Origin of the sequence: Sphingomonas floccifaciens, from assembly GCF_042681125.1 — a bacterium.
GTDB classification, from domain to species: Bacteria; Pseudomonadota; Alphaproteobacteria; order Sphingomonadales; family Sphingomonadaceae; genus Sphingomonas; species Sphingomonas floccifaciens.
In genome coordinates this window covers 100,385-125,611 of sequence record NZ_JBHUFC010000023.1, presented here as the reverse complement: position 1 = coordinate 125,611, position 25,227 = coordinate 100,385, and the positions used below count along the sequence as shown (strand labels likewise).

Below are 25,227 nucleotides of genomic sequence, written 5' to 3'. Positions count from 1 at the left end.
TGATGCAAGTTCGGGATGTAGCCGCGATCGTTACCGGCGGGGCGTCTGGCCTGGGAGAGGCCACCGCGAAGATGCTGGCGGCCGCCGGCGCGCGGGTCGCGATCCTCGACCGCAATGCTGACGTCGGCGAGGCGACCGCGGCGCGGATCGGCGGGGTTTTCGTACAGGCGGACGTCACCGACGAGGCGTCGGTCGCCGCCGCGATCGCCGCGGCAGAGGCGCGGCACGGCGTCGCACGCATTCTGGTCAACTGTGCCGGCGTCGCGCCGGTCGGGCGTACGGTCTCCAAGGACGGCGCGCCACTGGCGCTGGCAGCGTTCCGCGCGGCGGTCGAAATCAACTTGATCGGCAGCTTCAACGTCCTGTCGCAATTCGCCGCCCGCGCCGTGACCGTCGATATCGACGGGGAAGAGCGCGGCGTCATCGTCAACACGGCGTCCGTCGCGGCATTCGACGGCCAGATCGGGCAGGTGTCCTATACTGCGTCCAAGGCAGGGGTCGCTGGCATGACGCTGCCCGTCGCGCGCGACCTCGCGCAGCACCGCATCCGCGTCATGACGATCGCACCGGGCATCTTCCTGACGCCGATGCTGATGGGCCTGCCGCAAGCCGCACAGGATTCGCTCGGCACTCAGGTTCCGCATCCGTCGCGGCTCGGCAAGCCCGAGGAATATGCCCAGATGGTCGCGGCAATCATCGCCAACCCGATGCTGAATGGCGAAGTGATCCGCCTGGATGGTGCGATCCGGATGGCTCCGCGGTGAGCGCACCGTTGCGGGTCGAGCGCCGCGACGGCGTCGCCATCCTGACGCTCGACCGCGCGGAGCATGGCAATGCGATCGATGTCGCGATGGCCGATGCGCTGCTGGCTACGGCACTCGACTGCGCGGGCGATCCAACGGTCCGCGCCGTGATCCTGACGGGCGCAGGCGCGATGTTCTGTGCGGGCGGCGACGTCGCGGCGTTTGCCGCAGCGGGCGATGCTGCGCCGGCGCTGATGCATCGGCTGACGGCCCCGCTGCATGCCGCGATCACGCGACTGGCGCATATGGACGCACCGCTGGTGACCGCGATCAACGGTGCCGCGGCGGGCGCCGGTTTCGGCCTGGCGATGCTGGGCGACATCGCCCTTGCGGCGCGATCGGCCAAGTTCGCCACCGCCTATGGCGCGATCGGCCTGACCCCCGATGCCGGCACGACGTGGCTTCTCCCGCGCCTCGTCGGGTTGCGCCACGCGCAACGCCTGGCGCTGGCGGGCGAGCGGATCGATGCCGAGGAAGCCGCGCGGATCGGACTGGTCACCCGCGTAGTCGATGACGCGGACCTGATGGGCGAGGCAATGACGGTCGCGCAGCGGTTGGCGCGATCGTCGCGCACCGCGCTTCGTACGACACGGGATCTGCTGTGGTCGAGTTCGGACACCGGGCTGGAAACGCACTTGGCGCGCGAGGCGGATGCGATCGCGAGCGCTGCGGGTCGGCCCGACGGTCGCGAAGGGATCGCCGCTTTCGTCGAGAAGCGGCGACCGGTCTTCGCGTAGATCAGGAAGCGAAACTCGCGCGGATGCGACGGGCGATCGCGCCGATCGCCTCATCGGCGCGGGCTGTGAGCTGAGGCAGGCCGACAAAGCCGTGGATCATGCCGCCGAACCGCTCGACCGCAACATCGCACCCCGCCGCGCGCAGCCGCGCGCCGAACACCTCGCCCTCGTCGCGTAGCGGGTCGTATTCCGCGGTGAGGATCGTGGTCGGCGGATAGCGCGACAGATCGACGCCGGTCAGCGCGCCGCTCGCGGGACCCGCATAGGCCTGCCATGCCCAGGCGACGAAAGACCCGGTCAGCATGTAGCCTTCGGCAAACGCGTCAGCCGACGCGGTGGCGTGGGCAGGGTCGATCATCGGATAGATCAGCCCGACATGGCGAACCGGCAGCGTCAGCGCGGCGGTTGCCGCCAGATGTCCGCCGGCACTGTCGCCCACGATAGCGATTCGCGTGGAATCGAGCGCCGGCCCGGCCCCGCCACGCACAATCATCGCCTGTACCGCGGCGATGTCGTCGAGCGCGGCGGGATAAGGAGCCTCGGGCGACAGTCGGTAATCGATCGCCAGGACCGCTGCTCCGGTCTGGCTGCACAGCGACCGGCACATCGCGTCATGCGTATCCAGACTGCCGAGAATAAACCCGCCGCCATGCATGAACAGGATGACCGGCAGGTCTTCGGCGGCGGACGGCCGGTACAACCGCAGTGGGATCGTGCCGTCCGGGCCAGATGCGGTTATATCCTCGACAGCGTGAACCGGCGTTTGCGGGGCACTGGCCATGAAGGCGTTTGCACCTGCGCGCAGGGCCCGCAGCGGAACATGCGCGGCCAGTCTTCGCAGCGCCGCGCGAGGGTCGGACAGCAGCGCCGCGAAGGCCGGATCGACGCCGTCAGGCAACGGCCGACTGTTCGGCCGTGCGCAGCGCGAAGCCTTCGTATCCGCTAGCCGCGGTGCGTTCGAGGATGCGGCGATACCCCCGCACGCCGCCGGAATAAGGCATGAACACCCGCGGCTTGCCGGGCATTTCGGCACCGAGATAATAAGATGGCGTCTTGAGGTAGAGCGTCTCTTCGGCACGCTCGTTGACGTGCGCGACCCAGTCGCGCTCGGCCGTCTCGGTCGCTTCAATCTCGGTTATGCCGCGGTCACGGGCATGGGTGAACAGCGCAGCCAGCCAGTCGATCTGTTCTTCCGACGACAACAGCACGTTGCTGAGCAGCGACGGACTGCCGGGGCCGACGATGACGAACATGTTGGGGAAGCCATGAACGCCGATTCCCAGAAAACTGGCCGGCCCCGCCGCCCATTTCTCGCGCAGGGTCTGCCCGCCTCGACCGACTATCTCGGGCTTCAGCAACGATCCGGTGAAGGCGTCGAACCCGGTGGCGTAGATCACGATGTCGAACGCGAAATCCTCTGCCGTGGTGCGGATGCCATCGGCGGTGAACCGCTCGATCGGCGTCTTCGATATGTCGACCAGCCGGACGTTGTCGCGGTTGAACGCCTGGAAATAGCCGCTATCGACCGATGGCCGCCGCGTTCCGAACGGGAAGTCTCCGGGCGTCAGCGTCGCCAGCACGGCAGGGTCGTCGACCTGTTCGGCGATCTTGCGCTTGATGAAGGCGGACGCGGTGGCGTTGGAGTCGGCGTTGAGCAATATGTCCTTGAACGTCAGCGCAAACCCGAAGCCCAGGCGATGCCATGCCGCTTCATACGCCGCGTTGCGTTCGTCCTCGGGCACGTCGATCGCCGCGCGCGTGTCGGGGACGAAACCGAGACCGCTCGGTGAATTGCGTGCGGCCTCGCGCCGTTCGGCATAGCGCGCCTTCACCGCGGCATCCTCTTCGTCCGACACCGGCGCGTTGGCGGCGGGGATCGAGTAGTTGGCGGTGCGCTGGAACACGGTCAGTTGCGCGGCCTGGGCGGCGATCACAGGGGTCATCTGCACCCCCGACGATCCGGTGCCGATGATCGCGACGCGCTTGCCCGCGAAATCGACGTGGTCCTTGGGCCAGCGCGCGCTGGAGATGATCCGTCCTGCGAACGAGTCCTGCCCTGGGTAGGATGTGTCCTTGGGTGTCGAGAGCTGTCCCACTGCCAGGATCAACCGCTCCGCATCCCAGACTCGACCGTCTTCGGCCGTGACGATCCAGCGCGAGCTGTCTTCGTTGAACCGTGCGCTCGCCACGCGGGTGTCGAGGCGAATGTCGCGACGCAGGTCGAAGCGGTCGGCAACATGATTGATGTAGCGCAGGATCTCGGGCTGGGTGGCGTAACGCTCGCTCCAGCGCCATTCCTGTTCAAGTTCCGGCGAGAAGCGATAGGAGTAATCGAAGCTTTCGACGTCGCAGCGGGCACCGGGATATTGGTTGTGATACCATACACCGCCGACGCCGTCCGACGCCTCCAGCACGACCGCGGACAGTCCAATGGCGCGCAGCGTGTGCAGGCTCCTGAGGCCGGCAAAGCCCGCACCGACGATCACAGCGTCCACCAACGTTGGCATACATCCTCCCTGACTTTGTGAAGAGTGCCACGATGCTATCAGGGCGTCAACACTATCGTTGATGTCCTTAGGGCTGACGATCGATGAATTTGAAGCAGCACCTCAGCCTCGTTTCAACACTATCATTGACTAACGGTGCTAGCGGTGCGTAATTTCCATCGTCGAAGCGGCCCGATCGAGCCGCCCGGCGAGGTGGAGGATATGGCGTGACGGACGGACCTGCGATGTCGGTGGCGAAACGTCAGGCGGCGATCCGCGCGCGCTACCCGGACTGGACCGCGCGGACGTTGCACGCCACGCTCGATCACGCCGTCGAAACCGGCTTCCGCGACCGTCCGTTCGTCATCACGGACGGGCATAACTGGACTTACGGCGAGATGGCAGACTGGTCACGGCGGATCGCCAGCGGCCTGCACGCGCTGGGCGTTGGAAACGACGACAAGGTCGCGATGGTGTTGGGCAACCAGCCCGAATTCGTAGCGCTGAAATATGCGATCTCACGGCTCGGTGCGGTCGCCGTCCCGATCAACATCCTCAATCGTCGCGACGAATTGCGTTACCTCCTTGAACAATCCGACTCGATCGTTCTCGTCACGATGGATAGGTTTCGCGACGTCGATTACCTCGACGCGCTCGATCAGATCGCGCCCGGCTGGGAAGCCGATGGTGGCGGGGCGGCACTGCCCCGGTTGAAACAGGTCGTCGTCCTTGCGACTGGGGAGGGTCCGTCCCGCGACGGGGCCATACCCTTCGCCGCGCTGGACCTTCCGATCGATCCGGCGCTTGCGCATCTGGCGGTCGATCCTCACGCAGATTGCGACATCATCTATACTTCAGGCACTACTGGCCTGCCCAAGGGCGTGCAACTGACCCACGACATGCTGATGCGCACGGCCTTCGGCGCCGCCTATGCCCGTGCATTTGAGGACGGCCGTCGCATCCTGTTCTCGCTGCCGATGTACCATGTGTTCGGTTATGTCGAAGGGCTGCTGGCGGTGCCGTTTGTGGGCGGGGCGATCGTCCCGCAGCTGCGCTTCGACGCTGCGGCGACGCTTGCCGCCGTCGAGCGCCATCGCGCGACAGATGCGCTGCTGGTGCCGGCGATGACGCTGGCGGTGATCGATGCCGCGGAAGCGGGTTCGTACGACCTGTCGTCGTGGTACGCGGTGCTGGCATCGGGCGGCCGCGCGCCCGAGCGCGTGTGGCAGGCGATCCACGACGTTCTGGGAGTCGCCGAGATCACCACAGGCTACGGCATGACCGAGACGACCGCCTCCACCACCGTGACCCGCCCCGATGACGGCATGGCGCGGTTGCTGACTACCAACGGCCGCCAGCGCGATGTCGGCCCAGCGGGCGACCCGACGATAGGCAACCGCATCGTCACCTATCGCGTCGTCGACCCCGAAACCGGAGGCGAGGTTGGTGCCGGGGAAATGGGCGAACTCGTCGCCAGGGGACCGGGCGTCACGCGCGGTTATTACAACAAGCCCGAAGCGACCGCCGCCGCCTTCGATGCCGACGGTTGGCTGAAGACCGGTGACCTCGGGCGGATCGACGCCGACGGCTATATCACGCTGGTCGGTCGGACAAAGGAGTCCTACCGCTGCGGCGGCGAACAGGTGCTGCCGACCGAGATCGAGGATCTGCTGACAACCCACCCCGATGTCGTGCAGGCCCAGGTCGTTCCGATCCCCGACGAGCGGATGGGCGAGGTCGGCGTCGCCTTCCTCGTCGCGCGACCGGGGGCAACGCTGGATGCTGCCGAAATGCAGGCGCTGGTTACCGCGCGGTTGGCCCGGTTCAAGGTGCCGCGTCACGTGCTGATCGTCAGCGCTGAGGACATCCCAACCACCGCATCGGGCCGCGCGCGCAAGTTCCTCCTATCGCAGAAGGCGCAGACGATGTTGGGGATGACCGAACAATGACCTTTATTCCGCCCGAAACGCGCATCGCGATCGTCACCGGCGGCGCGCGTGGGATCGGTGCCGCGATCGCGACGCGGCTGGCGCAGGACGGCCATGACATCGCGGTGATCGATCTCGATCGCGACGCGTGCGACGCCACGCTGGCCGCGGTGTGCGCGACGGGTCGGCGTGGCTTTGCGGTCGCGGCCAACGTCGCTGACGAGGCTGCGGTGGAGACAGCAGTTACAGCGGTCGTCGACGCCCTCGGGCCCCCGACCGTGCTGGTCAACAACGCCGGCATTCTGCGCGACCGGACGCTGGCGAAGATGAGCACCGACGACTGGGACAGCGTGCTGAGCGTCAACCTGCGGTCGGCGTTCCTGATGTGCCGCGCGGTGCAGCCGCATATGCGGGCTTGCCGCTGGGGCCGGATCGTCAACCTGTCGAGCATCGCCGCGCTGGGTGCGGTCGGCGAGGCCAATTACTCTGCGGCCAAGGCGGGTGTCCAGGGGCTTACCCGCACGCTGGCGATCGAGCTCGGTCGTTACGGCATCACGGCCAACGCGGTCGCGCCCGGCTTCGTCGTGACCGATATGACCCGCGCCGTCGCCGAGCGGATGGGCATGACGATGGATGCCATGGTCGACGAGATGCTGAAGACGATCCATGTCGAACGCCCCGGCCAGCCTGAAGACATCGCGCACGCCGTATCGTATTTCGCCGATCCGCGTTCTTCCTTCGTCACCGGTCAGGTCCTATACGTCGCCGGCGCGCCGCGCGGTTAACGCAGGCGTCTATGCAAAGGAATTGATCGCTTGGCCGAACAGACGTCGTTGATCGGAAAGCGGCGCTCGGCGGCAGGCAAGGATGCCAGCGTGTCCTATGCCAGCCGGCGCCAGGAAATCTCCGACGCTGCGATCCGTGTATTCAACCGCCTGGGCTACAAGGGTGCCAGCGTCAGTGCGGTCGCCGCCGAACTCGGCATCGATCGCGCCACGCTCTATTATTATTTCTCGTCGAAGGAGCAGATGTTCGACGAGATCGTGCGCTCGGTCTTGGAGGGTAACGACGAACTCGCCCGCCGCATCGCCAGCAGCGCGATCAGCCCCAACCGCAAGCTTCGCGAACTCGTCACGTCTATGATGATTTCCTATGCCAGCAACTATCCGCTGCTGTATATCTATATCCGCGAAGACCTTACCCACGTCAGCGACAAGCGCTCGGATTGGTCGTCTCAGATGCGTGCGCTCAATCGCAGCATCGAGCAGTCCATCGTCGATATCGTCGAACAGGGTTATGCCGACGGCAGCTTCCGCCGCGTCGGTTCCGCGCGCACGGTCGCCTATGGTATCCTGGGCATGCTCAACTGGACCCACCGCTGGTTTCGACCCGATAAGTCAGAGCCGGCCGAAGAGGTCGGGAAGGTCTTTGCAGAAATGGTGCTGTCGGGGCTAGAGGCACCATATTGATCTGGTTCTGACGTACGCGGCTTTCGGTAGCTGCTGACCGGATAATTGGCTTTTGGATCTGAGAGGCCCCTAAACGTCATCGGATCGACTTCGTGAGGATGAATGAATGGCCGAAGCTGGTGGTCGTAGAACTGGCGACGAACGACCGGTTCTGGGTCGAGGTTCTAGGGTTCGACGGGAAGAGCGAGCACCTCCGCGCGGCCGTAGGCTGCCCTCCAGCTCATGCCTAATCTCAGACGTTGCCGCTCATTCGACTGAGGCGGTGCAATGCCCTCGGGTGCTGTCGGACGAACGCGCAAATCGCCCCTCGGCACTCCATTCATTCCGATCTCGTCGGGGCGATTCCGACAACTTTTTTGCTTCAGAGCACTCGGAAAGATTTGAAGTTGGGGAGCCGGGTCCAGTGCGAGTGCCCGTCGGCAGGATCCGGGTGAGGGCGGGTAGAGATGCTTTCTACGGAAACGCCGCCACCCGCGCTCGCCGCGACCTCCACGCGCGCTACCAACACGCAATCCTTGCTGCCGGACATCCGGCCGCCGTTCGTCTTCACCTCGATCCGGGTTGATCCAGCGACAAGATCATAACAATTTGTCTCGTGGCTCACTATGTCAGCCTTTAGGTGGATCGCCGCAAGGATCTCGCCAAGTGCGCCAAGCGCCTGCGATGACTCTCCTGATCGCTGACCGTGAGACCAATTCTTCAGGGCTGCCGCATTTCGAACAAGGATTTCTAGGGGGTGGGGCTGTAACTGGTCCATCGGGTCCTCTCAGTGTGCAGGACAGCCTTACCGGGAAGGTGTAAAGATCGGGTAGTCGAGCGACAGCACGTCCGCTCGTCGGACAACATGGTTGCCGCGGCCTAGCCGCCGGCGGTGTCACCGATCGCGCTAATCACTCCGCCGTGAGCGAAGCCGTGTTGCCGCGTCACATGTTCGCAGAACGGCAGCTCGACACACTTTGCCCCAAGGGTGAGGAAACCTTGCGCGGCTGAGCTGGCCCCGATCTCCTGTCAGCGTCGATCGCTCAGCGTTCGCCCTATGTCAGGCATCATCCAAACCATTCTGGATAGCCGGCGAGCAAACGAGGGCGCTTTATCGCGCCCAGAATTGCAGTGCCGCCAAGCAGGCGAACGTCATGACCGCGATCGCCGCGACATACGCCGTGCGGCTCACCCTGTGTGCACCCGATCCACGGACGCAACCCTGACCCACGCTCTGCGCGGAAGAACGAATTTGGTGGAGTGAACCAACCTGGAGCAATGAAACCAATGAACGACAACGCAGCCGTCACACCGAACGATCTGATGGGCGACATCAGAGCCTTCGAATGCCAGCTAATGGAAAAGGCGAAGGTCGCCGGGCTTCGGTCGATGCTCATCGGCGATCGCATGAGCATCCGGCTAAGCAGCAGTGCGCCGTCAGATGTCGCCACCCTCAGCGTCGAGTTCAGGGCGGGCCTCGGGATGGATCACCTGCTGACGGCTATGGTCGTTGGCGACGAGATCGACACACCGGAACGCCGCGCCGACCTCGCGGAAAACTTCATCCTCAACATGCAGCGCGCAATTGCCCGCGCACCCAACGCCGCGGCCAGCCGCCGCGCTATCGCCGCTGCCGCAGCAGACGTATTCGCGGAAGCCGCCGCCGAGGGTATCGACCTCGAACTGCTTCGCCTGGAACCGGCCCCCATCCACGTGTTTGGGAAGCCGCGGGTCGAGGACGAGAACGCGCAGGTGTTCTACGTGCATGTCGTCATGCCGCACCTCGACGGCACCGTTCTGACGCGCGACAGCTACACGATCGACGCAGACGACGGAGTCGAGTTCGCGGACTACCTCCGCAGCCGGACGCTTCCCGAGGTTCGGAACATCCTTCGGCTTCAAGACACGCCGGCAAGCCGTGACCACGCACATGAGGATGCTGGACTGTATACCGTCGCCGAGGCCATCCAGAATGACCACTCATAAGATGATTCCCGAATTCTACGACCTGGGTCGCGACCCATCCAGATCGGAGTCACTCGATCGGATCGACGCCCAGCTCGACCGACTGAAATGCCTCATCGGCAGAAAGTCTGAGCTACGCATCAAGGACGGCAACCAAATCCTTTTGGAGTTCGCAAAGAGCCCAGACCCGCTCACGGGGCACCGGTGGCTCGAGGTCCAGTTTGACGACGAAGGCGACGGCGTCACGATGGAGATGATGGGCTCCAGTCTGCATCGGGAGTTCATCGTTCCAACCAGCCTGTCGCTCTGCTTGCCCGACCCCGTCCCCGACCTGGACGACCCCCGGGCGAAAGCCATCGCGGTAGCGGCCGCCATCCACGACGCGGCGAAGATGCACGTCGCGCACCTTCGAACTGCCCAGTTGGAACCAGCTTCGGTCGATGACGGCGAGCTCCCGCCTTATTGCGAATCCGACGCGGCCGCCGCGTTCCTAGAGGACTGGTGGGGCCTGCCTCCGGGAACACCGATCCAGGCGGATTTCGCATGCCCCTGCGGTCGGCAGGCAGCGTTCTGGTCGGTCGATCTCGATCGGACGTTCGACCGCGTGCGGAACGATGCGGCGCTGCCCACCGTCATGATCTTTGACACCAAGGCTTTGGAGATAAAGGGCTGGTACACCGATCAACTCGTCATGTCGCAAGCATCGATCTCCCTGGAGGTTCCGGACGCCATCGAGATGATGCGGCAGGCGGCGTCCCCGGCGGTCGAGCGCCTCCGCGCCGCCCATCAGGACCGTCCCTGATCACGGCGAGCCGCCGCGCCCGCCTGCCGTCTTCCGGGGACGTACCAGAGCTGGGCAGGTGAGTTTTCAGGACTGGTGACCGAGCTGACGGAAGTGCCACGCCGCACAACAGATTTAATCCCATTATGGCAGGTTGGGAAAGCCCCGGCCTGGCGTAAGACTTAGACAAGATTTGATCAGGATTATGGGAGCGAACGATGTCGTTCGAATGAAATTTTGAAGGATCGATACAGTGACCATCGACACCGCAGAACGTGACGCTCAGCAGCTTACGGATTTGACAAGCCAAGTGCGAGAAATCGCATCACGCATTGCCGCCGAGACTGGCACTGTCACTACCGTGACGCCCGCATCGCCGGCCACTCTGGGCGATGACAACGACGGTGTCTGCATCCGCTTCGCAGTCAACGGTGTCGACTTGATCCTGCTGGTCGATGAGCGATCCAGCGAAGGTCATGACAACGTCAGTATTGCCAGCGCACTTCGCGCCCGCATCACCGAAATGACGACGCAGCGTGAACCTTTCATCGACCATTTTTCGGGCGTTCGTAACCGCGTCGAAAGCTCGATCGAACGTGCCATGGCGGGCATGCGACTCATCAGCTTCGAGATGGAACCGCTCCCGTTCTGGGCGGTGTTCGACTGGCGCCGAGTGCAATTCGATGCCACGATCGAGACGCTGAGTCCGATGCTTCAAAGTGAGAAGCTGGTGATCGGCCGCTCGACGCCGCGTGCCTTCGCGGGAGACATTGCCTCGATGGCCCGGTCGCAGCGGCGGCGGCAGCGTATGAAGGCGCGCCTAGATGCCAACGATGCGGTGTTCGAGATCGATGCGCTCGCCGATGCCGCGATTGCTGCGCATGGCCGCGTTTCCAAAGAGATAATCGCCCAACTGCGCAGTGGTTGGCGGCAGATTGACCTGGTCAACGAGAACCTGTCAGGAGACCGCAACACAGTCTCGGTTGTGCTGTGGGAGGGGCGGATTCTTCTGTCCGCCCGGCTGGGGAAGACCGCGCCGACAGCACTGATCCACGGCTCCGAACTGCGTGTCGACAGCGCGCTAGATGCCGAAGCCGTGGCGCGCGCGCTTGGCAATCCGGCGCATCGGCTTCTCGGCGATGACACGATCGTTGGCGATGCAAAGATCACGTCCGGGAAGTCGCGCTATGAAGGCTATACCGAATTCAAAATGAGGGTGCCGCGGCGCTTCATTCGGGAAGAAGAATTGCGGGCTGCCTGACGGAGGCGCCATACCCTGACGAGTAAAGCCCGGGCGCCATTATGAGGCGCCCGGGCTTTACTCATTCGACCGCTCGTCTGCGTTATTCGTCGGTGTCGAACGGCTCGTCGTTTGGCTCATTCGACGGTCCTATCGAAAAGCCATTGAGCACGGCTGAATAGTCGTTTCGCAATCCTTCGCGGCGCACGCTGGTGCGGCGCTGTTCGTGGTTCCTAAAGGTCCGCTTTTCAATCGGGGTCAGCGGCCTGCCTGCCTTCTTGGCCTCGGCCCGTCCGGCTTCGACTTCGGCATATACCTCCGCCAGTACTTTGTAGATTGCGTGGTGCAGCTTGAGCTCCACCTTCGCATCGCCGGCGAAGAAGTCGAGCCTTTCCATGATCATCCGGGCGGTGTCCTCGCGATTGGCGATCTGCTCCTCGATCCACGCGCGACCTTCATCGTCAAGCGTCGTCTCGAACACCGGATCCCGTCGCTGATACGTGCTGATTGCGCGCAGCAGCGTGAAGGCCGGCCCCATGGCGAACACCCCGTTGAGCATCCGGCTCTCATCGATCAAAAGCCGGTAGCATACCGCAGCCCGGAGATGTGCGTCGGCGTCCTTCACCGCCTGCTCGCAGAGCTCGTGCTTCGCCTCGGCGAGGGCGAGGTTTTCACGCGCGGTCGCAACGTCCTGGGCCGCGGCATTACGCTGACGGACGGCAGACTTCCACGCCCCTCGGGCGGACCTTTTCTGGCCATGTGACGGGTCGAACATCGGCTTACCGGCTGCTGGCGCCGCGCCACCTTCGCACCAATCGAGCCACGGCCGCGCGTCGAGCTCGGTGGGCAGAATCTCGAGCATCCGGCCGAGCAGCCGGGTGTCGCGCGGCGGCCCATCCGCAAGGTCGGCGATGCGCTCGATCGCGAGCGGATCTTCCTGTGCCGTCAAGACCAGTTCTGCCATCACACAGCTTAGGGCCTGTCTTATCTCAGCGGACAGTTTGCTGGTGTTCAATTCGTCCATCTGCTACCTCCGAATTCCACCCGGCGGAGTGCCAAGCCCCATCGCTATGCCTGCGATCTGGAGGGCCTGCGGGGTAACCCAACCTGCAAAATGGGGATCGCGCGCGAGGCGGGCGGGAAGCGTGCGCGGCACATACGACGCGTGTGTCCCGCGTACGCGCGCATGTGCTGCCCGCATGCGAGTGAAGGAGGAAAGAGGCAGGTATTTGCGCAATACTGTAGTCGCTGCCGACTACGGCGGATGGGGGGCGCTGTCTGGCCCATCACCCCGAAGGATCGATCAATCGGCTGGAAAGGCCGATGATCGTGGACGCGACGCCAGGCCTGTCGCGTGGGTCCGCCGCTGTCGCTCCGGAAGGCGGTAGGATTATTTTCGAGCGGGGCTGGCCGGCGCAGCACGGTGGAGTCATCCTATTGCCATGACATGAACTCCCGTGAGCCCACCGTGCAGCTGACCGACCGCCTCTTTCACGCCACCGCCGCGATCCGCGCGATGATCTCGCGGCAGGCGCTGGAGGAGCTTGCTGGCGCGAAGCCGGGACGGCGGGTCAAGGCTGACACGCCATCGGATCGGCGTCGCGGCGGAGCCGGGTGGTCACGCCGCGACATCGACTTGAGCTTCCCGGCGCCACCGCCTTGGCGACCGAGCACGAGCGATGGGGCGACGAGCTTTCACTTTGCTTACTCATCGATCAGCAAGGTCAGGCCGGCGCAGGGAAAGGCACCGAACGGCGCTCTGGCCTTCGAGCGCTATGTAACGGCGGCAGAACCGGCGGGTCGCGGCCGGGCCGCGGTCAACGAGCGTTACATCGTCGATGCGGACGAAAGCGCGCTTGGTCATTCCCGAACGGCTTTTGTTGTCAGCAATATCTCGCCGAATCCGGTCGAACGTGAACGGTTCTGGACTGCGGTGAACGCTGCGGCGTCGACACCATCGGCGCCGGCTCTGGAAGTTCGGCCAGCCTGCGGCGAGCCGTCCGAGCTGGTGCGTCTCGCTAACGAAGACACGACGCCTTTGCTCGTTCGAGAGGCGCTCCGCAAAGCGGTAGAAGCACCGCAGGCAGGCGACAGAAAACTGGCGCGCGACGTCCATCGGATCGAACTGGATGAGGACGGCCAGCTATGGGCCGAGGCGTTGGACATCGATCGGTATGGCGCCAGGAAAAGGGATCGATTGGTCCATTACGTCCGACCACGGGGTGGCGTGCTGCAATGGCAGATAGAAGCCGATTTTCCTGAAGAACTCAGCGACCTGGACAACCGCGCGATCGCCGATGCTTTTGGCGCGCTGCTCGACAAGCTGGGCTTTAAATACACGATCGCGGCACACGATCCGACGTATCGCAACGACCACCGTAATCGTCATCCACATATCCTCGTTTTCCCCGGCTCATGCCGACAGCGGTACGATGGACAATGGGAATTTCGAGGCGGCAAGTTACAGGCGGGCGATCTCGCTGTTCGGCTAGGAGAGAAGACAAAGGTCGAGCTTCCACGTCTGGGTTTCAAACAGCGCTCGGCCGCTGACGTGGCGGCGCTTCGTCAGGCCTATGCCGAGATCGTCAACCACCGGCTGATCGCCCGTGGTGTCCGTCGCCGCTACGACCCGCGCACCTACGAGGCGATGGGCATTGATCAGGAGCCGGGTGAGCATCTGGGCAGCGCCGCAGCGGCGCTCGTCGACGCCGGTTTCGCGGTAGATATCGACCGGCGCAATGCGATCAAAGCCTGGTCGGGCCGTCAGCGGCAAGCCGAGCGGGAGATCGCCGCCGAACTCGACCTGCACCGTGCCGCCCTGCGCATGATTGACGATAGCGCGACGGCTGACGAGGACGCAGCCCTGGCCAAGCTGCGGCGTGAGCATGGGGAGGCGACAGAGCGCCTCGGTAAGATGCTGCGGGCGATTGCAGAATGCGAGCTGTCTGCTGAGATGGCGCGATCCGCCGCGGAACGATTGGCTGCCAAAACATCCGATACTTTAGCCGCGATCGAGGACGGTTCGGCTAGTGCCGCAGAGGCCAGGGCGGTCGCAACCTATCGTGCCCGCAACGACCTCGCCGAGGCTCATCTCTACGCGGTCAACGAGGCGATCGAGCCGCACGATGATGCGCTGACGATGGCTCGCCGCGAGGTCGTGGATATCCGTCGGCGACTGGCCGAAATCGATCAGGAGATCGGGATCGCGATTGCGGAGCGGGATACTCGCGAGACGCTCCGTCCGGCGTCCCGGCGCTGGGCGGATGACACTGTGCTGCTGCCCGCCCGCCATCCCGAACCGCTCGATGGCGACGCGCATTTCGAGGCGCTCGCCGAGCATCTTTATCGACAGCGATCGGCCGAGTGGGCGACCCCTGCAGACCGTTTCGTATTCCTTGTCCGGTCGAGCGGCGATGGCGAGCGATTTGCGGCCACCGGCCTGCGCGCCGCCGATCGCGCGCTGGTGGCCCGGCAACCGTATCGCAAGCGTTTCGACGCCGTGATTCAGGAGGCCGGCAAACGACAGGAGCAGGAGATCGGACGGGTGCTCGCCCATATCGCCGTGCATGGCGAAGGGGCGCTGCTTGGGATCGATCCGGGCCCGGCGCATCGAACCGTCAGACGGCACTATCGCCTTTATCGACATCACCCGACCTTCAGCGACGGATTGCCGGCTGCACAGGCGCAGTTCAACCTGTCCCAGCGGGCCGCTCACCGCGAGCAGCGTGTCGCTTCCGCGGCCCCGGTATCATCGCCGCTCGTGTCGCTGCCGCTAGGGGAATCCCGAGGTCCTGGCGAATCCGCGTCGGCACCAAAGGCGGCTCCGCCACTAGTAAACTTGATGCGTGATAATGTGGGGCAGGGGCCAGGGGAAGTGCCAGCGTCAGTGGTACAACTGCCGGCGGGCCGGCCCATTGCAGACGTGAAGTCGACGCTGTCGAGTGCAACTGTTGGCCCGGTCGAAAGTGCTGGGACGACGGCGCCCGCTGCGTCATCGACACAAGATTCACCGGACGGGCGTGCGTCGCCACCGCCTTCAGCTAAGGATCGAGCCGGCGAGGATCTAAGCGGGGTGCTGAAACGACCGGATTCGGTGCTCTCCGATGCGGCGGCACCGCCCCGCGAGGTCGTTGAAGCACAGGTTCGACAAGCCGAAGACATTCACCTGAAATCTTCGCCTGATCCCACGCCTTCGTCAGTTGAAACGCCGCTGATGGAGGGGCTGCCAGCCGCTGGCGTATGCGAGCCAGGACACCTTGACCCTAACCAAGAAGCGGCGCGCGCTGAAGCCGTGACGGAAACAATCGAACAAGCGCCAGCGAGCATCGGCACGATAGGCCTCGACGTGCCGGCGGCGTCGACAGATGTGGTTCGATTGAATGACGACGTGGAGCCCAAGGGCCAGGAAATCTCAGTATCGCTCAATGACGCTCGGACGATCCGGACGACAGATGAAGTCGCCACGCCGCCGGCGCCGCGAACAGTCGAGCCCCGCCCACAAACGACAGCAATGGAGCGCGCTCGTCAGCAGGCGCGTCGGCGGTCTGGGGCGTTGTCCGCCGACCCGGCAGTGCCACGCGACGTGGAACCATCTGCCGCTGCGGATGCTCGACCGGAGCGTCTAAAAGTGGGGCGGCAGGTCGTCGAAAACTTCCGGCAGCACACCCTCTATCAGCGCCTGTCGTCGGCGAACCGGTCAGCATTCGATACGGCGCTCAACGCGCCGATGAATGATCTGGTCAAGGGGCGGGTGTCGCTCAAGATCGAGCGCGGCAAGCTGATGGCCGCAGGCGTGTCCGAGGACGCCCTCGACCGTCTTCGCGCCTTTGCGACGAGCGACTGCGGCTACTCTCTTCTGGTTGCTGCCGCGATGGCGCTGCCGGCCGATCGGGACTTACGACAAGACTGGGCGGTGATCGACCAGACAGGGGTGGCAGCCACCTCGTCGCCGTCCCTTGGGCGCGACCGTGGAGACTGAAGCGAAAGCGTCACGCTGACGACCGCGGTTGCGGTACGTCGATCGCGATGAAGGGGGATTGTGAAGGAGCCTGCGGCTGTACCGTAAGGTGAAATTTCCCGTGCGCCTCGCACGCTCGCAGCCGGCGTCAGCGCCGAACGAGAAGACCCCAAGTGACCAACGACAATCACACGCGCCGCATCGCGGAAGCGCAGGTAATTGACGCGAGCCTTACGCTCGTCAAAGCCGCCGGATGGACGATCGAGAAGGACGCCACGATCGCCCTTCCGGACGACTTCTGGAACTACCTCTACGTCCCCGAAGCTTCGGTCCTGCTCGTGCCTACCACGAGCGATCCGCGGACCCTGCGCGCCACGGTTTCGACAGGAGTGCGGGCGGCACGCAGCGACGCGCTGGTGCTGTCCGTCATGCGGTCGGCTGACGGGCTTCCACAGATGTCGGCGCTGGTCTGCCAGTGGTCGATGCTCGGTGCCCACTGGTATGGACCGCATCTGCCGTGGGTGGCGCCCGATGGCGGCATCTGGCTGGTGCCCGATCACCGTGCGCCGATCGACGCGCAGCCTTCGTTTTGCCTGGGTGGCGACGCACTGGACCATCGCCAGGCGCCGTTCTCCAACCAGATCGATCATCGTCGCGGGCTTGCCACTGCCCGCGATCTGATCCGCCACGCGATGGAGGGCTGAGCGATGGATTGGATGAGCCCCGCAAAGGCGATGGACATGGTATTCGACGATCCGGCGCGGATCGGGCCTGACGCCAACTTCGGCTTCGCACTACTCTGGTCGGGCGATGGGAAGGGGCACGCTCATCGCACTGCTGACCTTGCTCGTGCGAAGCTTCAGCCACGCAAGCCGACTGCCACCGAGATAACGGCTGCGGACGCAGAGTGGGTGATTACGGCCGCGGATCATCGATTGGTCCAGGCAAATGGCGTTGCCGATGTCAGCGGGCCGAAGGCTTTCTTTGAAAGCTATGACGCGGCTGTCCTGCCGGGGCAGAACCTGCTCGCGGTGATCCAGACGCTGCGCTTCTCACCATCGCTGCCGCGTCATGCTATGATGCACGCCGCGTACATGCACGTGGCGTTGTGTCTGCAGCCCAAGGCACTCAGCAGCCTAATCGTGCAGCACATGCCATCGGATATTCGGTCGAGCCGGGGGCCTCACGTGCATATTATCACGCCGGTGCTCACGCATCACCTGTCGGGCTATTCTGCCGTTCATCCGATGTTTGAGGACGGTCCCGCCGATATGCACCGTGCTTTCGCAGCAGACTGGCAGCGTGTGCGCGCGGCGTTGGCGAGGTTGCCCGCCGAGTAATGCCATAGAATGCTACCTGCGCGGATTGAGATGGCCGCGCAGGTAACAGCTATGCCGTGACACCCATTTGCGGATGTCCCACGTTCCAAACATGTTATCGGTGACCAGCGGCGGCGCTCGATCTTCGCCCGCTGAAACGACGCTTACAACACCGAACGACCGCACTGGTCGTTTGGCTGAGCTAACTCCGGCCGCGTTCGCTGCCAAAATCGAATAGCGAACGGGCGAGGGTACGCACAGCTGATCAGAGCTTTTCGGTTAACTCCGGTACGACCTTGAACAGGTCGCCCACCAGCCCGACGTCGGCGACCTGGAAGATCGGTGCATCCTCGTCCTTGTTGATCGCGACGATGACCTTCGAATCCTTCATGCCCGCCAGATGCTGGATCGCGCCCGAGATACCGACCGCGATATATACTTCCGGGGCGACGATCTTGCCGGTCTGGCCGACCTGATAGTCGTTCGGGACATAGCCTGCGTCCACGGCAGCGCGCGATGCGCCGACCGCGGCGCCCAGCTTGTCGGCCAGCGGTTCGATCAACTCGACGAACTTCTCGCCCGACCCCAGCGCACGGCCGCCCGAGACGATCACCTTTGCGCTCGTCAGCTCCGGGCGTTCCAGCTTCGCAATCTCGCTGCCGGAGAAGGTCGACACGCCCGCGTCGCCGGTCGAGGCGACGGCCTCGATCGTGCCCGAGCCACCCTCGGTCGCCGCCTTTTCGAACGCGGTGCCGCGGACGGTCAGGACCAGCTTCGCGTCCTTCGTCTGCACGGTCGCGATCGCGTTGCCGGCGTAGATCGGCCGCGTGAACGTGTCCGGCCCCTCGACCGACAGGATGTCGCTGACCTGCATGACGTCGAGCAGGGCGGCGACGCGCGGCGCGATGTTCTTGCCGCCCGAGGTGGCCGGCGCGACGAAGGCGTCGTGGCTGTCCATCAGCGAATTGACCAGCGGCGCGACATTCTCCGCCAACGCATGCGCATAGGCTGCGTCGTCGGCGACATGGACCTTGCCGACGCCGGCGATCCTGGCGGCTTCGGCAGCGACGCCGTCGACACCCTGGCCGGCAACCAGCAGGTGGACTTCACCCAGCTTGGCCGCGGCGGTTACCGTGGCGAGCGTGGCGTCCTTGACGGCCTGGCCGTCGTGTTCGACCCAAACGAGGGTTTTCATATCCAAATCCTTCCAGTCCGTTCGCCCTGAGCCTGTCGAAGGGCGTGTTCCGGGCACGTGCTTCGACTTCGCTCAGCACGAACGGGGGATGTTACTGCGCGATGCCCAGAGCCTTGAGCTTACTGACCAGTTCGTCGACATCGGCGACCTTGACGCCCGCCTGGCGCTTGGCCGGCTCCTCGACCTTCAGCGTGGTGAGGCGCGGGCTCACGTCGACGCCGTAGTCGGCCGCGGTCTTCTGCGCGAGCGGCTTGGACTTCGCCTTCATGATGTTCGGCAGCGAGGCATAGCGCGGCTCGTTGAGGCGGAGATCCGTGGTGACCACCGCCGGCAGCGTCAGCGTGTCGGTCTCGGCGCCGCCATCGACTTCGCGCGTGACCGCGACCTTGCCGTCGGCGACCTCGACTTTCGATGCGAAGGTGCCCTGGCCCCAGCCGGTCAGCGCGGCCAGCATCTGGCCGGTCTGGTTATTGTCGTCGTCGATCGCCTGCTTGCCGAGGATCACGAGACCGGGCTGTTCCTCGTCGCAGATCGCCTTCAGCAGCTTCGCGACGCCCAGCGGCTCGACTTTCTCCTCCGACGTGATCAGGATCGCGCGGTCGCACCCCATCGCCAGCGCGGTGCGCAGCGTTTCCTGCGCCTTGAGCTCGCCGATCGAGACGGCGACGACTTCGGTCGCGACGCCCTTTTCCTTCAGGCGGATCGCCTCTTCGACCGCGATTTCGTCGAACGGGTTCATGCTCATCTTGACGTTGGCGAGGTCGACCCCGCTGCCGTCGGCCTTCACCCGGGGCTTCACATTGTAATCAAGCACGCGCTTGACCGGCACCAGCACCTTCATCCTGTCGCTCCCAATGTTCTGATAATCGCGGAGAAGTCGTGGCCGCCCGCGTCTGCGGCGACGAACGCCTCGTACAGCTCGGTCGCGCGGCGTCCCATCGGCGTGTCGGCGCCGACGTTACCGGCCGCGCCCATCGCCAGCCGCAGATCCTTCAGCATCAAAGCCGCGGCGAAGCCACCCTGATAGTCGTTGTCGGCCGGCGTCTGCGGGCCAACGGCGGGCAGCGGGGCATAGGTGTTGAGTGACCAGCATGATCCCGACGAGACGCTGGCGATGTCGTAGAACTTTTGCGGCTCCAGCCCCAGCTTCTCGGCCAGCACCAGTGCCTCGCATGTCGCGACCATCGATGCACCGAGCAGCATGTTGTTGCAGATCTTCGCCGCCTGTCCGCTGCCGTTGCTACCTGCATGGATCACCGACTTGCCCATGTCGCCCAGGAAAGGCTCGGCACGCTCGAACGCTGCCGCGGAGCCGCCGACCATGAAGGTCAGCGTGCCGGCGTTGGCTGCCCCGATCCCGCCGGACACAGGCGCATCGACCATCGCCAGACCCTTGGCAGCGGCCGCCTCAGCGACGCGCTTTGCGGTGGCGACGTCGATTGTCGAGCAGTCCATCAGAATCGCAGATTTGGGCGCCGTGTCGAAAATGCTGTCGGTATAGACGCTTTCGACGTGGCGGCCCGCGGGCAGCATCGTGATGACCGCCTCTGCGCCGTCGCATGCCGCCGCGGCGCTTTCGACCGGCAGACAGCCGGCCGCCCTCGCGCGATCAAGCGCGTCGGCCGACAGGTCGAAGGCGCGGACGTCATGGCCGGCCTTCGCGAGGTTAGCGGCCATCCCGCCGCCCATGTTGCCGAGACCGATGAAAGCCAGCTTAGCCACGTCAGAGGCTCCTTACGGATGAAAACCCGTCGAGCGGGCTCCAGGCGTCGATTGGGGGCAATGGTTCGAAGAACGGGTCGGTATCCGCCTGCGGCTGCCACTGCGGATCGTTCGTCTTGTCGATCAGCAGCGCGCGCACCCCTTCGGCGAAGTCGGGGAAGGCGATCATGCGGACCATGAGCGCATATTCCATCCGCATCTCGTCGACGAATTGCGGCTGCTTCGGACTTTCGACCAGCATGCGCAGGGAGACGGCGCAGGCGGTCGGCGACTTGGCGCGGATGCTGGCGGCGGTCTTGGTCGCCCACGCGTCGTCCTCGGCGTCGAGACAGGCGAGGATTGCGTCCAGATTGTCGCTCGCGAAGCAGCGGTCGATCAGCGGCAGGCGGGCCATGATTTCCGCCTCGGGCGGCGCGACCGACAGTTCGTCGAGGATCGCCTCCACCCGGAACGGATCGGCGGCGACGCGGCGCTTGGCCTCATCCAGCGCTTCGGACGGCAGGTAATGCGTCGCGAGGCGCAGCGCCTTGCAGTCCGCACCGGTCAGCCGCGCGGAGGTCAGCGCCAGATATTGCGCAACCCGCCCGCGCAGGCGCGACAGGTACCGCCCGCCGCCGACGTCGGGGAAGATGCCGATCGCCGTCTCCGGCATCGCGAACACCGTCCGTTCGGTCGCGACGCGGTAGCGGCATGGGCAGGCGATGCCGACCCCGCCGCCCATCGTCACCCCGTCCATGAACGCCACGCCCGGCTTCGGGAACGTGTACATCAGGTGGTTGAGGCGATATTCCTCGTAGAAGAACGACCGCGCGGCCTTTTCGCGGCCTTCCAGCGCCTTGGCGATCGTCACCACGTCGCCACCCGCGCAAAAGCCCCGCGCGTATTTGGGATCGCCATCCGTCGAGGGCGCATGGTCGATCATCACGATGCGGATGTCGGGATCATCGCGCCACGCCAGCAGCGCGTGCGTCATCTGACGGACCATCGCCAGGTCAAGCGAGTGGAGCGCCTTGGGCCGGTTAAGGCGTAGGCGACCCGCAGCGCCATCCACGCCGGCCAGGATCGTGTCCGTGTCCATCCTTACGCCATCGTCGGGATGACGAAGGCGTTGCCGCCGTCGGGCGAGCCATCGGGCCAGCGCTGTGTCACCGTCTTGACCTTCGTCCAGAACCGCACGCCTTCCATGCCATGCTGGTTGACGTCGCCGAACGCGCTGCGCTTCCACCCGCCGAAGCTGTGGTACGCGACCGGCACCGGGATCGGCACGTTGATGCCGACCATGCCGACTTCGACCCGTGCGGCGAATTCGCGCGCGGCGTGGCCGTTGCGGGTGAAGATGGCGACGCCGTTGCCGTATTGATGCTCGCTCGGCAGGCGCACCGCGGTTTCGAAGTCGGGGGCGCGGACCATCTGAAGAACGGGGCCGAAAATCTCTTCCTTGTAGCTCTGCATCTGCGGCGTCACGCGGTCGAACAGGCTCGGGCCAATGAAGAAGCCCTGCTCGTGCCCCTGGAGCGAGAAGCCGCGGCCATCGACGACCAGTTCGGCGCCTTCGTCGACGCCGGTCTGGATCCAGTTTTCGACCCGCTGCTTGTGCGCGGCGTTCACGACCGGGCCGTAATGCGCCTCCGCATCGGTCGACACGCCGACCCGCAACGCATCGATCGCCGGGATCAGCTTTTCGCGCAGGGCGTCGGCGGTCTTCTCGCCCACCGGCACCACGACCGGCAGCGCCATGCAGCGCTCTCCTGCCGAGCCGAACGCCGCGCCCGACAGGTCGGCGACGACCTGGTCGAGGTCGGCGTCGGGCATGACGATGCCATGGTTCTTGGCGCCGCCCATCGCCTGCACGCGCTTCCCCGCCGCGACGCCCCGCTGGTAGACGTAATGCGCGATGTCGCTCGATCCGACGAAGCTGACGGCGGCGATGGCGGGGTGGTCGAGGATCGCGTCGACCATTTCCTTGTCGCCGTGAACGACCTGAAGCACGCCCTCCGGCAGCCCCGCCTCCAGCATCAGTTCGGTCAGCCGCACCGGCACCGACGGATCGCGCTCCGACGGCTTCAGGATGAAGGCGTTGCCGCAGGCGATGGCGACGCCGAACATCCACATCGGGATCATCGCCGGAAAATTGAACGGCGTGATGCCCGCGCCGATGCCCAGCGGCATCCGCATCGAATAGACGTCGATGCCTGGCCCGGCGCCCTGGGTGTATTCGCCCTTCAGCGCGTGGGGGATGCCGCAGGCGAACTCGACGACTTCCAGCCCGCGCTGAATGTCGCCCTTGGCATCGGCGATGACCTTGCCATGTTCGGACGACAGCGTGTGGGCGAGCGCGTCCATGTTCGCCTCGATCAGATCCTTGAACTTGAACAGCACGCGCGCGCGGCGCTGCGGGTTGGTCGCCGCCCATGCCGGCTGCGCTTCTCGCGCCGCCGCCACCGCACGCTCCAGATCCGCAGGGGTGCCCAAGCCAACGCGCGCCTGCACCTGGCCGCTGTTGGGGTCGAAGACGTCGCCGAACCGGCTGGTCCCAGCCCCGCCGCTGCCGCTGCCGGCGATCACATGGTCGATGGTGCGCATCGCAAGTCTCCTTGCGACGACATCTCTATTGCTGCAACGATGCAGGCAAGCTGTGTATTTGCAGATGCCGGCTGCAGAACTGCAGGATGATGAAATGATCCCTTGGACTGAGCTTCAGGAATTCTCGGTTCTCGCTCAAGTGGGGCAACTCTCTCGCGCGGCATCACGCCTTGGCGTCGATGCGACGACTATCGGCCGGCGGATTCGGCGATTGGAAAGCCGATTGGGCGTGACCCTGTTCGAACACACACGCGGCGGTCATGTTCTGACCGACGCCGGCGAACGGCTCTTCGTTCATGTCGAGGAGATGCACCGCGCGGCCGAGCGCATCCAGGATGTGCCGCAAAACAACGGCGGGCTTTCCGGCACGATCCGGCTGAGCGTGTCCGAAGGCTTTGGGACCTGGTTCATCGCCAACGTGCTGAAGCAGTTTCACCAGGCCCATCCCGGTACGACGATCGAGCTCGTCGCGACCTCCGGCTTTCTCAGCCCGTCCAAGCGGGAAACCGACCTTGCCGTGATGCTCGCGCGGCCGCGATCGGGGCCGGTGGTAGCTCGGAAGCTGTCGTCCTATCGTCTCAGGCTCTACGCCGCCGCCGGCCATCCGGCGTCCAGCGCTTCGTTCCGCAGCGTCGCCGATCTTCAGGGACAGGTGCTGGTCGGATATATCCCCGACCTCCTCTATGCGCCCGAGCTTCGATACCTTGACGAGATCGATCCTCAGCTTTCGGCGACGTTGCGCAGTTCGAGTATCAATGCGCAGTATCGCCTGATTGCTGCCGGTGCCGGAATAGGCGTTCTGCCGCGTTTCATCGGCGATGCCGATCCGGCGTTACGTCCGATTATACCGGACAAACAGATCGAGCGGACGTTCTGGCTCGTAACCCATCGCGACACCCGCGAGCTTCGGAGGATCCGCGTGTTTCAGGACTGGCTGATCGCCGCCGTCCAAGAGCGAAGGCAGTATTTTCTGGGCAGCGATGCCTGAACCGTCGGCGTCCTAGCGGGAGGATTCGGGCGCCAGCGACGCAAACCTTGGCGCGGGAGAGGGAATCGTCACGCCAGCGGCGTCCGTCAAAACGCTTCGATACGCGATTTGGGGGTGGAGTTTCGCCTCATGGATGTCGAGTACCGGGGCGAAGCAGGAATCCGTCCCTTCCAACACCTCGCACCATTGCTGGCGTGTCCGTGTGCGGAACGCATCCGCGAAGATCGTCCGCAGGTCATTCCAACGCGACCGGTCATATTGCTTCGGTAGATCAGCGGACGACAGACCCATATGCCCGATCAATTCCGCATAGAATTTTGGTTCTACCGCCGCGATCGAGACCCAAAGATCGTCGGCCGTCCGATAGACCGCATAGAATGGCGCGCCGCCGTCGATCAAATTGTCGCCGCGGCGGGTCGACATCTCCCCCATCGCGTGAAGCGCGTGCTGAAGGGTCAGCAGGTTGGTGACGCCATCGACGATCGACGCATCCACCACGCGCCCGCGGCCGCTTTCCCTGGCCGCGAGTACCGCCGCCAGGACGCCTGCGATCAGGAACAGCGTGCCGCCCGCAAAGTCACCGACAAGATTAAGCGGGACGACGGGTGGACCGTCCGCTTCGCCGATCGCGTCCAGTGCGCCGGTGATCGCGATGTAATTCAGGTCGTGTCCCGCCGCCTTCGCGAGCGGTCCGTCCTGTCCCCAACCGGTGACACGGCCATACACCAGCTTCGGATTGCTGAGAGCGAAGGCGGCGGGGCAAAGGCCGAGGGATTCCATAACGCCCGGGCGAAATCCCTCGATCACAACGTCCGCAGCGTCGATCAACCGTTTCGCCTCGGCCTGTCCCGTTGCCGACTTCAGATCGAGCGCGACCGTCGTCTTGCCGCGATTGAGCAGATCGAACCGCTCTGGAATTTCGATGCCTAGACCCGAAGAGGTCACGCGGTCGATGCGGGTGACGTGCGCACCCATTTGTTGGAGGAGCAGCCCACCATAGGGGGCAGGGCCGATCCCTGCCATCTCGACCACGGTCAATCCGGCAAGCGGCAAATGTGTCATCGCATCCCCCCGA

Annotated in this window: 21 protein-coding genes; 12 read left to right on the top strand and 9 right to left on the bottom strand. The window is 64.7% G+C overall.

Going from position 1 to position 25,227, the window contains the following annotated elements; genetic code table 11:
* Positions 1 to 2: 2 nt before the first annotated feature.
* Both ACFSC3_RS18860 and ACFSC3_RS18855 read left to right on the top strand, forming a co-directional pair.
* The gene (locus tag ACFSC3_RS18860) at positions 3 to 764 is read left to right on the top strand and encodes an SDR family NAD(P)-dependent oxidoreductase (protein ID WP_380941673.1); all 762 of its coding nucleotides are present in this window, start codon (positions 3 to 5) and stop codon (positions 762 to 764) included.
* Positions 761 to 1,540, top strand: coding sequence for an enoyl-CoA hydratase/isomerase family protein (locus ACFSC3_RS18855; protein WP_380941671.1), 780 nt, complete (start codon positions 761 to 763; stop codon positions 1,538 to 1,540). The genes ACFSC3_RS18860 and ACFSC3_RS18855 overlap by 4 nt, the downstream gene beginning before the upstream one ends.
* A 1-nt stretch (position 1,541) precedes the next feature.
* On the opposite strand, the gene ACFSC3_RS18850 is transcribed toward ACFSC3_RS18855, so the two are convergent.
* Both ACFSC3_RS18850 and ACFSC3_RS18845 read right to left on the bottom strand, forming a co-directional pair.
* Complete coding sequence (locus ACFSC3_RS18850) at positions 1,542 to 2,438, bottom strand: alpha/beta hydrolase (protein ID WP_380941669.1); 897 nt, start codon at positions 2,436 to 2,438, stop codon at positions 1,542 to 1,544.
* A complete protein-coding gene (locus ACFSC3_RS18845) occupies positions 2,431 to 4,047 on the bottom strand; it encodes a flavin-containing monooxygenase (RefSeq protein ID WP_380941667.1) in 1,617 nt (538 codons plus the stop codon). Before ACFSC3_RS18845 ends, ACFSC3_RS18850 begins: the two co-directional genes overlap by 8 nt.
* Positions 4,048 to 4,253: 206 nt before the next feature.
* Between ACFSC3_RS18845 and ACFSC3_RS18840 the strand changes: the two genes are divergently transcribed.
* From ACFSC3_RS18840 to ACFSC3_RS18815, 6 genes are all read left to right on the top strand, one after another.
* Entirely contained in the window at positions 4,254 to 5,975 is a 1,722-nt protein-coding gene (locus ACFSC3_RS18840) for a class I adenylate-forming enzyme family protein (RefSeq protein ID WP_380941665.1), read from the top strand.
* Positions 5,972 to 6,739 (top strand): 3-oxoacyl-ACP reductase FabG, encoded by a 768-nt coding sequence (fabG, locus tag ACFSC3_RS18835; protein WP_380941663.1) that lies wholly within the window; start codon positions 5,972 to 5,974, stop codon positions 6,737 to 6,739. Before ACFSC3_RS18840 ends, fabG begins: the two co-directional genes overlap by 4 nt.
* 30 nt (positions 6,740 to 6,769) lie before the next feature.
* Complete coding sequence (locus ACFSC3_RS18830; RefSeq protein WP_380941661.1) at positions 6,770 to 7,423, top strand: TetR/AcrR family transcriptional regulator; 654 nt, start codon at positions 6,770 to 6,772, stop codon at positions 7,421 to 7,423.
* A 1,266-nt stretch (positions 7,424 to 8,689) separates the two neighbouring features.
* Positions 8,690 to 9,388, top strand: a complete 699-nt coding sequence (locus ACFSC3_RS18825; protein WP_380941659.1) for a hypothetical protein — start codon at positions 8,690 to 8,692, stop codon at positions 9,386 to 9,388.
* Positions 9,375 to 10,169 carry a hypothetical protein gene (locus ACFSC3_RS18820; protein WP_380941657.1) on the top strand — a complete coding sequence of 265 codons (795 nt, stop codon included), beginning with the start codon at positions 9,375 to 9,377 and terminating at the stop codon, positions 10,167 to 10,169. Before ACFSC3_RS18825 ends, ACFSC3_RS18820 begins: the two co-directional genes overlap by 14 nt.
* Before the next feature lie 232 nt (positions 10,170 to 10,401).
* Positions 10,402 to 11,409 carry a hypothetical protein gene (locus ACFSC3_RS18815; protein ID WP_380941655.1) on the top strand — a complete coding sequence of 336 codons (1,008 nt, stop codon included), beginning with the start codon at positions 10,402 to 10,404 and terminating at the stop codon, positions 11,407 to 11,409.
* A gap of 82 nt (positions 11,410 to 11,491) precedes the next feature.
* Here the strand turns inward: ACFSC3_RS18815 and ACFSC3_RS18810 are convergent, their stop codons facing one another.
* Positions 11,492 to 12,412: a hypothetical protein gene (locus ACFSC3_RS18810; protein WP_380941653.1), complete on the bottom strand. Its 921-nt coding sequence runs from the start codon at positions 12,410 to 12,412 to the stop codon at positions 11,492 to 11,494.
* A 423-nt stretch (positions 12,413 to 12,835) separates the two neighbouring features.
* Between ACFSC3_RS18810 and ACFSC3_RS18805 the strand changes: the two genes are divergently transcribed.
* The 3 genes from ACFSC3_RS18805 to ACFSC3_RS18795 all read left to right on the top strand — a co-directional run bounded on the left by ACFSC3_RS18805 (position 12,836) and on the right by ACFSC3_RS18795 (position 17,685).
* Complete coding sequence (locus tag ACFSC3_RS18805; protein WP_380941651.1) at positions 12,836 to 16,366, top strand: MobA/MobL family protein; 3,531 nt, start codon at positions 12,836 to 12,838, stop codon at positions 16,364 to 16,366.
* 152 nt (positions 16,367 to 16,518) lie between these two features.
* Positions 16,519 to 17,049 (top strand): hypothetical protein, encoded by a 531-nt coding sequence (locus ACFSC3_RS18800; protein ID WP_380941649.1) that lies wholly within the window; start codon positions 16,519 to 16,521, stop codon positions 17,047 to 17,049.
* Positions 17,050 to 17,052: 3 nt separating this feature from the next.
* The gene (locus tag ACFSC3_RS18795) at positions 17,053 to 17,685 is read left to right on the top strand and encodes a hypothetical protein (protein WP_380941647.1); all 633 of its coding nucleotides are present in this window, start codon (positions 17,053 to 17,055) and stop codon (positions 17,683 to 17,685) included.
* Positions 17,686 to 17,929: 244 nt separating this feature from the next.
* On the opposite strand, the gene ACFSC3_RS18790 is transcribed toward ACFSC3_RS18795, so the two are convergent.
* The 5 genes from ACFSC3_RS18790 to ACFSC3_RS18770 form a co-directional block, all read right to left on the bottom strand.
* The gene (locus ACFSC3_RS18790) at positions 17,930 to 18,859 is read right to left on the bottom strand and encodes an electron transfer flavoprotein subunit alpha/FixB family protein (RefSeq protein ID WP_380941645.1); all 930 of its coding nucleotides are present in this window, start codon (positions 18,857 to 18,859) and stop codon (positions 17,930 to 17,932) included.
* 91 nt (positions 18,860 to 18,950) lie between these two features.
* The gene (locus ACFSC3_RS18785; RefSeq protein ID WP_380941643.1) at positions 18,951 to 19,700 is read right to left on the bottom strand and encodes an electron transfer flavoprotein subunit beta/FixA family protein; all 750 of its coding nucleotides are present in this window, start codon (positions 19,698 to 19,700) and stop codon (positions 18,951 to 18,953) included.
* Positions 19,697 to 20,581, bottom strand: coding sequence for a 3-hydroxyisobutyrate dehydrogenase (mmsB, locus tag ACFSC3_RS18780; RefSeq protein WP_380941641.1), 885 nt, complete (start codon positions 20,579 to 20,581; stop codon positions 19,697 to 19,699). The genes ACFSC3_RS18785 and mmsB overlap by 4 nt, the downstream gene beginning before the upstream one ends.
* 1 nt (position 20,582) lies before the next feature.
* Entirely contained in the window at positions 20,583 to 21,659 is a 1,077-nt protein-coding gene (locus ACFSC3_RS18775) for an enoyl-CoA hydratase/isomerase family protein (RefSeq protein ID WP_380941639.1), read from the bottom strand.
* Positions 21,660 to 21,661: 2 nt separating this feature from the next.
* On the bottom strand, positions 21,662 to 23,164 hold the full coding sequence (locus ACFSC3_RS18770) for a CoA-acylating methylmalonate-semialdehyde dehydrogenase (RefSeq protein WP_380941637.1): 1,503 nt from the start codon (positions 23,162 to 23,164) through the stop codon (positions 21,662 to 21,664).
* Here ACFSC3_RS18770 and ACFSC3_RS18765 point away from each other — a divergent pair.
* Positions 23,154 to 24,152 (top strand): LysR family transcriptional regulator, encoded by a 999-nt coding sequence (locus ACFSC3_RS18765; protein WP_380941635.1) that lies wholly within the window; start codon positions 23,154 to 23,156, stop codon positions 24,150 to 24,152. The genes ACFSC3_RS18770 and ACFSC3_RS18765 overlap by 11 nt on opposite strands.
* Before the next feature lie 12 nt (positions 24,153 to 24,164).
* On the opposite strand, the gene ACFSC3_RS18760 is transcribed toward ACFSC3_RS18765, so the two are convergent.
* Entirely contained in the window at positions 24,165 to 25,214 is a 1,050-nt protein-coding gene (locus tag ACFSC3_RS18760; protein WP_380941633.1) for a CaiB/BaiF CoA transferase family protein, read from the bottom strand.
* Positions 25,215 to 25,227: the final 13 nt, after the last annotated feature.

Bases quoted from the DNA above. Each gene is read 5' to 3' on its own strand.
- ACFSC3_RS18860 (WP_380941673.1), top strand. From the start codon at position 3: ATGCAAGTTCGGGATGTAGCCGCGATCGTTACCGGCGGGGCGTCTGGC.
- ACFSC3_RS18845 (WP_380941667.1), bottom strand. From the start codon at position 4,047: ATGCCAACGTTGGTGGACGCTGTGATCGTCGGTGCGGGCTTTGCCGGC.
- fabG (WP_380941663.1), top strand. From the start codon at position 5,972: ATGACCTTTATTCCGCCCGAAACGCGCATCGCGATCGTCACCGGCGGC.
- ACFSC3_RS18825 (WP_380941659.1), top strand. From the start codon at position 8,690: ATGAACGACAACGCAGCCGTCACACCGAACGATCTGATGGGCGACATC.
- ACFSC3_RS18820 (WP_380941657.1), top strand. From the start codon at position 9,375: ATGACCACTCATAAGATGATTCCCGAATTCTACGACCTGGGTCGCGAC.
- ACFSC3_RS18810 (WP_380941653.1), bottom strand. From the start codon at position 12,412: ATGGACGAATTGAACACCAGCAAACTGTCCGCTGAGATAAGACAGGCC.
- ACFSC3_RS18805 (WP_380941651.1), top strand. From the start codon at position 12,836: ATGAACTCCCGTGAGCCCACCGTGCAGCTGACCGACCGCCTCTTTCAC.
- ACFSC3_RS18795 (WP_380941647.1), top strand. From the start codon at position 17,053: ATGGATTGGATGAGCCCCGCAAAGGCGATGGACATGGTATTCGACGAT.
- ACFSC3_RS18790 (WP_380941645.1), bottom strand. From the start codon at position 18,859: ATGAAAACCCTCGTTTGGGTCGAACACGACGGCCAGGCCGTCAAGGAC.
- ACFSC3_RS18785 (WP_380941643.1), bottom strand. From the start codon at position 19,700: ATGAAGGTGCTGGTGCCGGTCAAGCGCGTGCTTGATTACAATGTGAAG.
- ACFSC3_RS18775 (WP_380941639.1), bottom strand. From the start codon at position 21,659: ATGGACACGGACACGATCCTGGCCGGCGTGGATGGCGCTGCGGGTCGC.
- ACFSC3_RS18765 (WP_380941635.1), top strand. From the start codon at position 23,154: ATGGTGCGCATCGCAAGTCTCCTTGCGACGACATCTCTATTGCTGCAA.
- ACFSC3_RS18770 (WP_380941637.1), bottom strand. From the start codon at position 23,164: ATGCGCACCATCGACCATGTGATCGCCGGCAGCGGCAGCGGCGGGGCT.
- ACFSC3_RS18760 (WP_380941633.1), bottom strand. From the start codon at position 25,214: ATGACACATTTGCCGCTTGCCGGATTGACCGTGGTCGAGATGGCAGGG.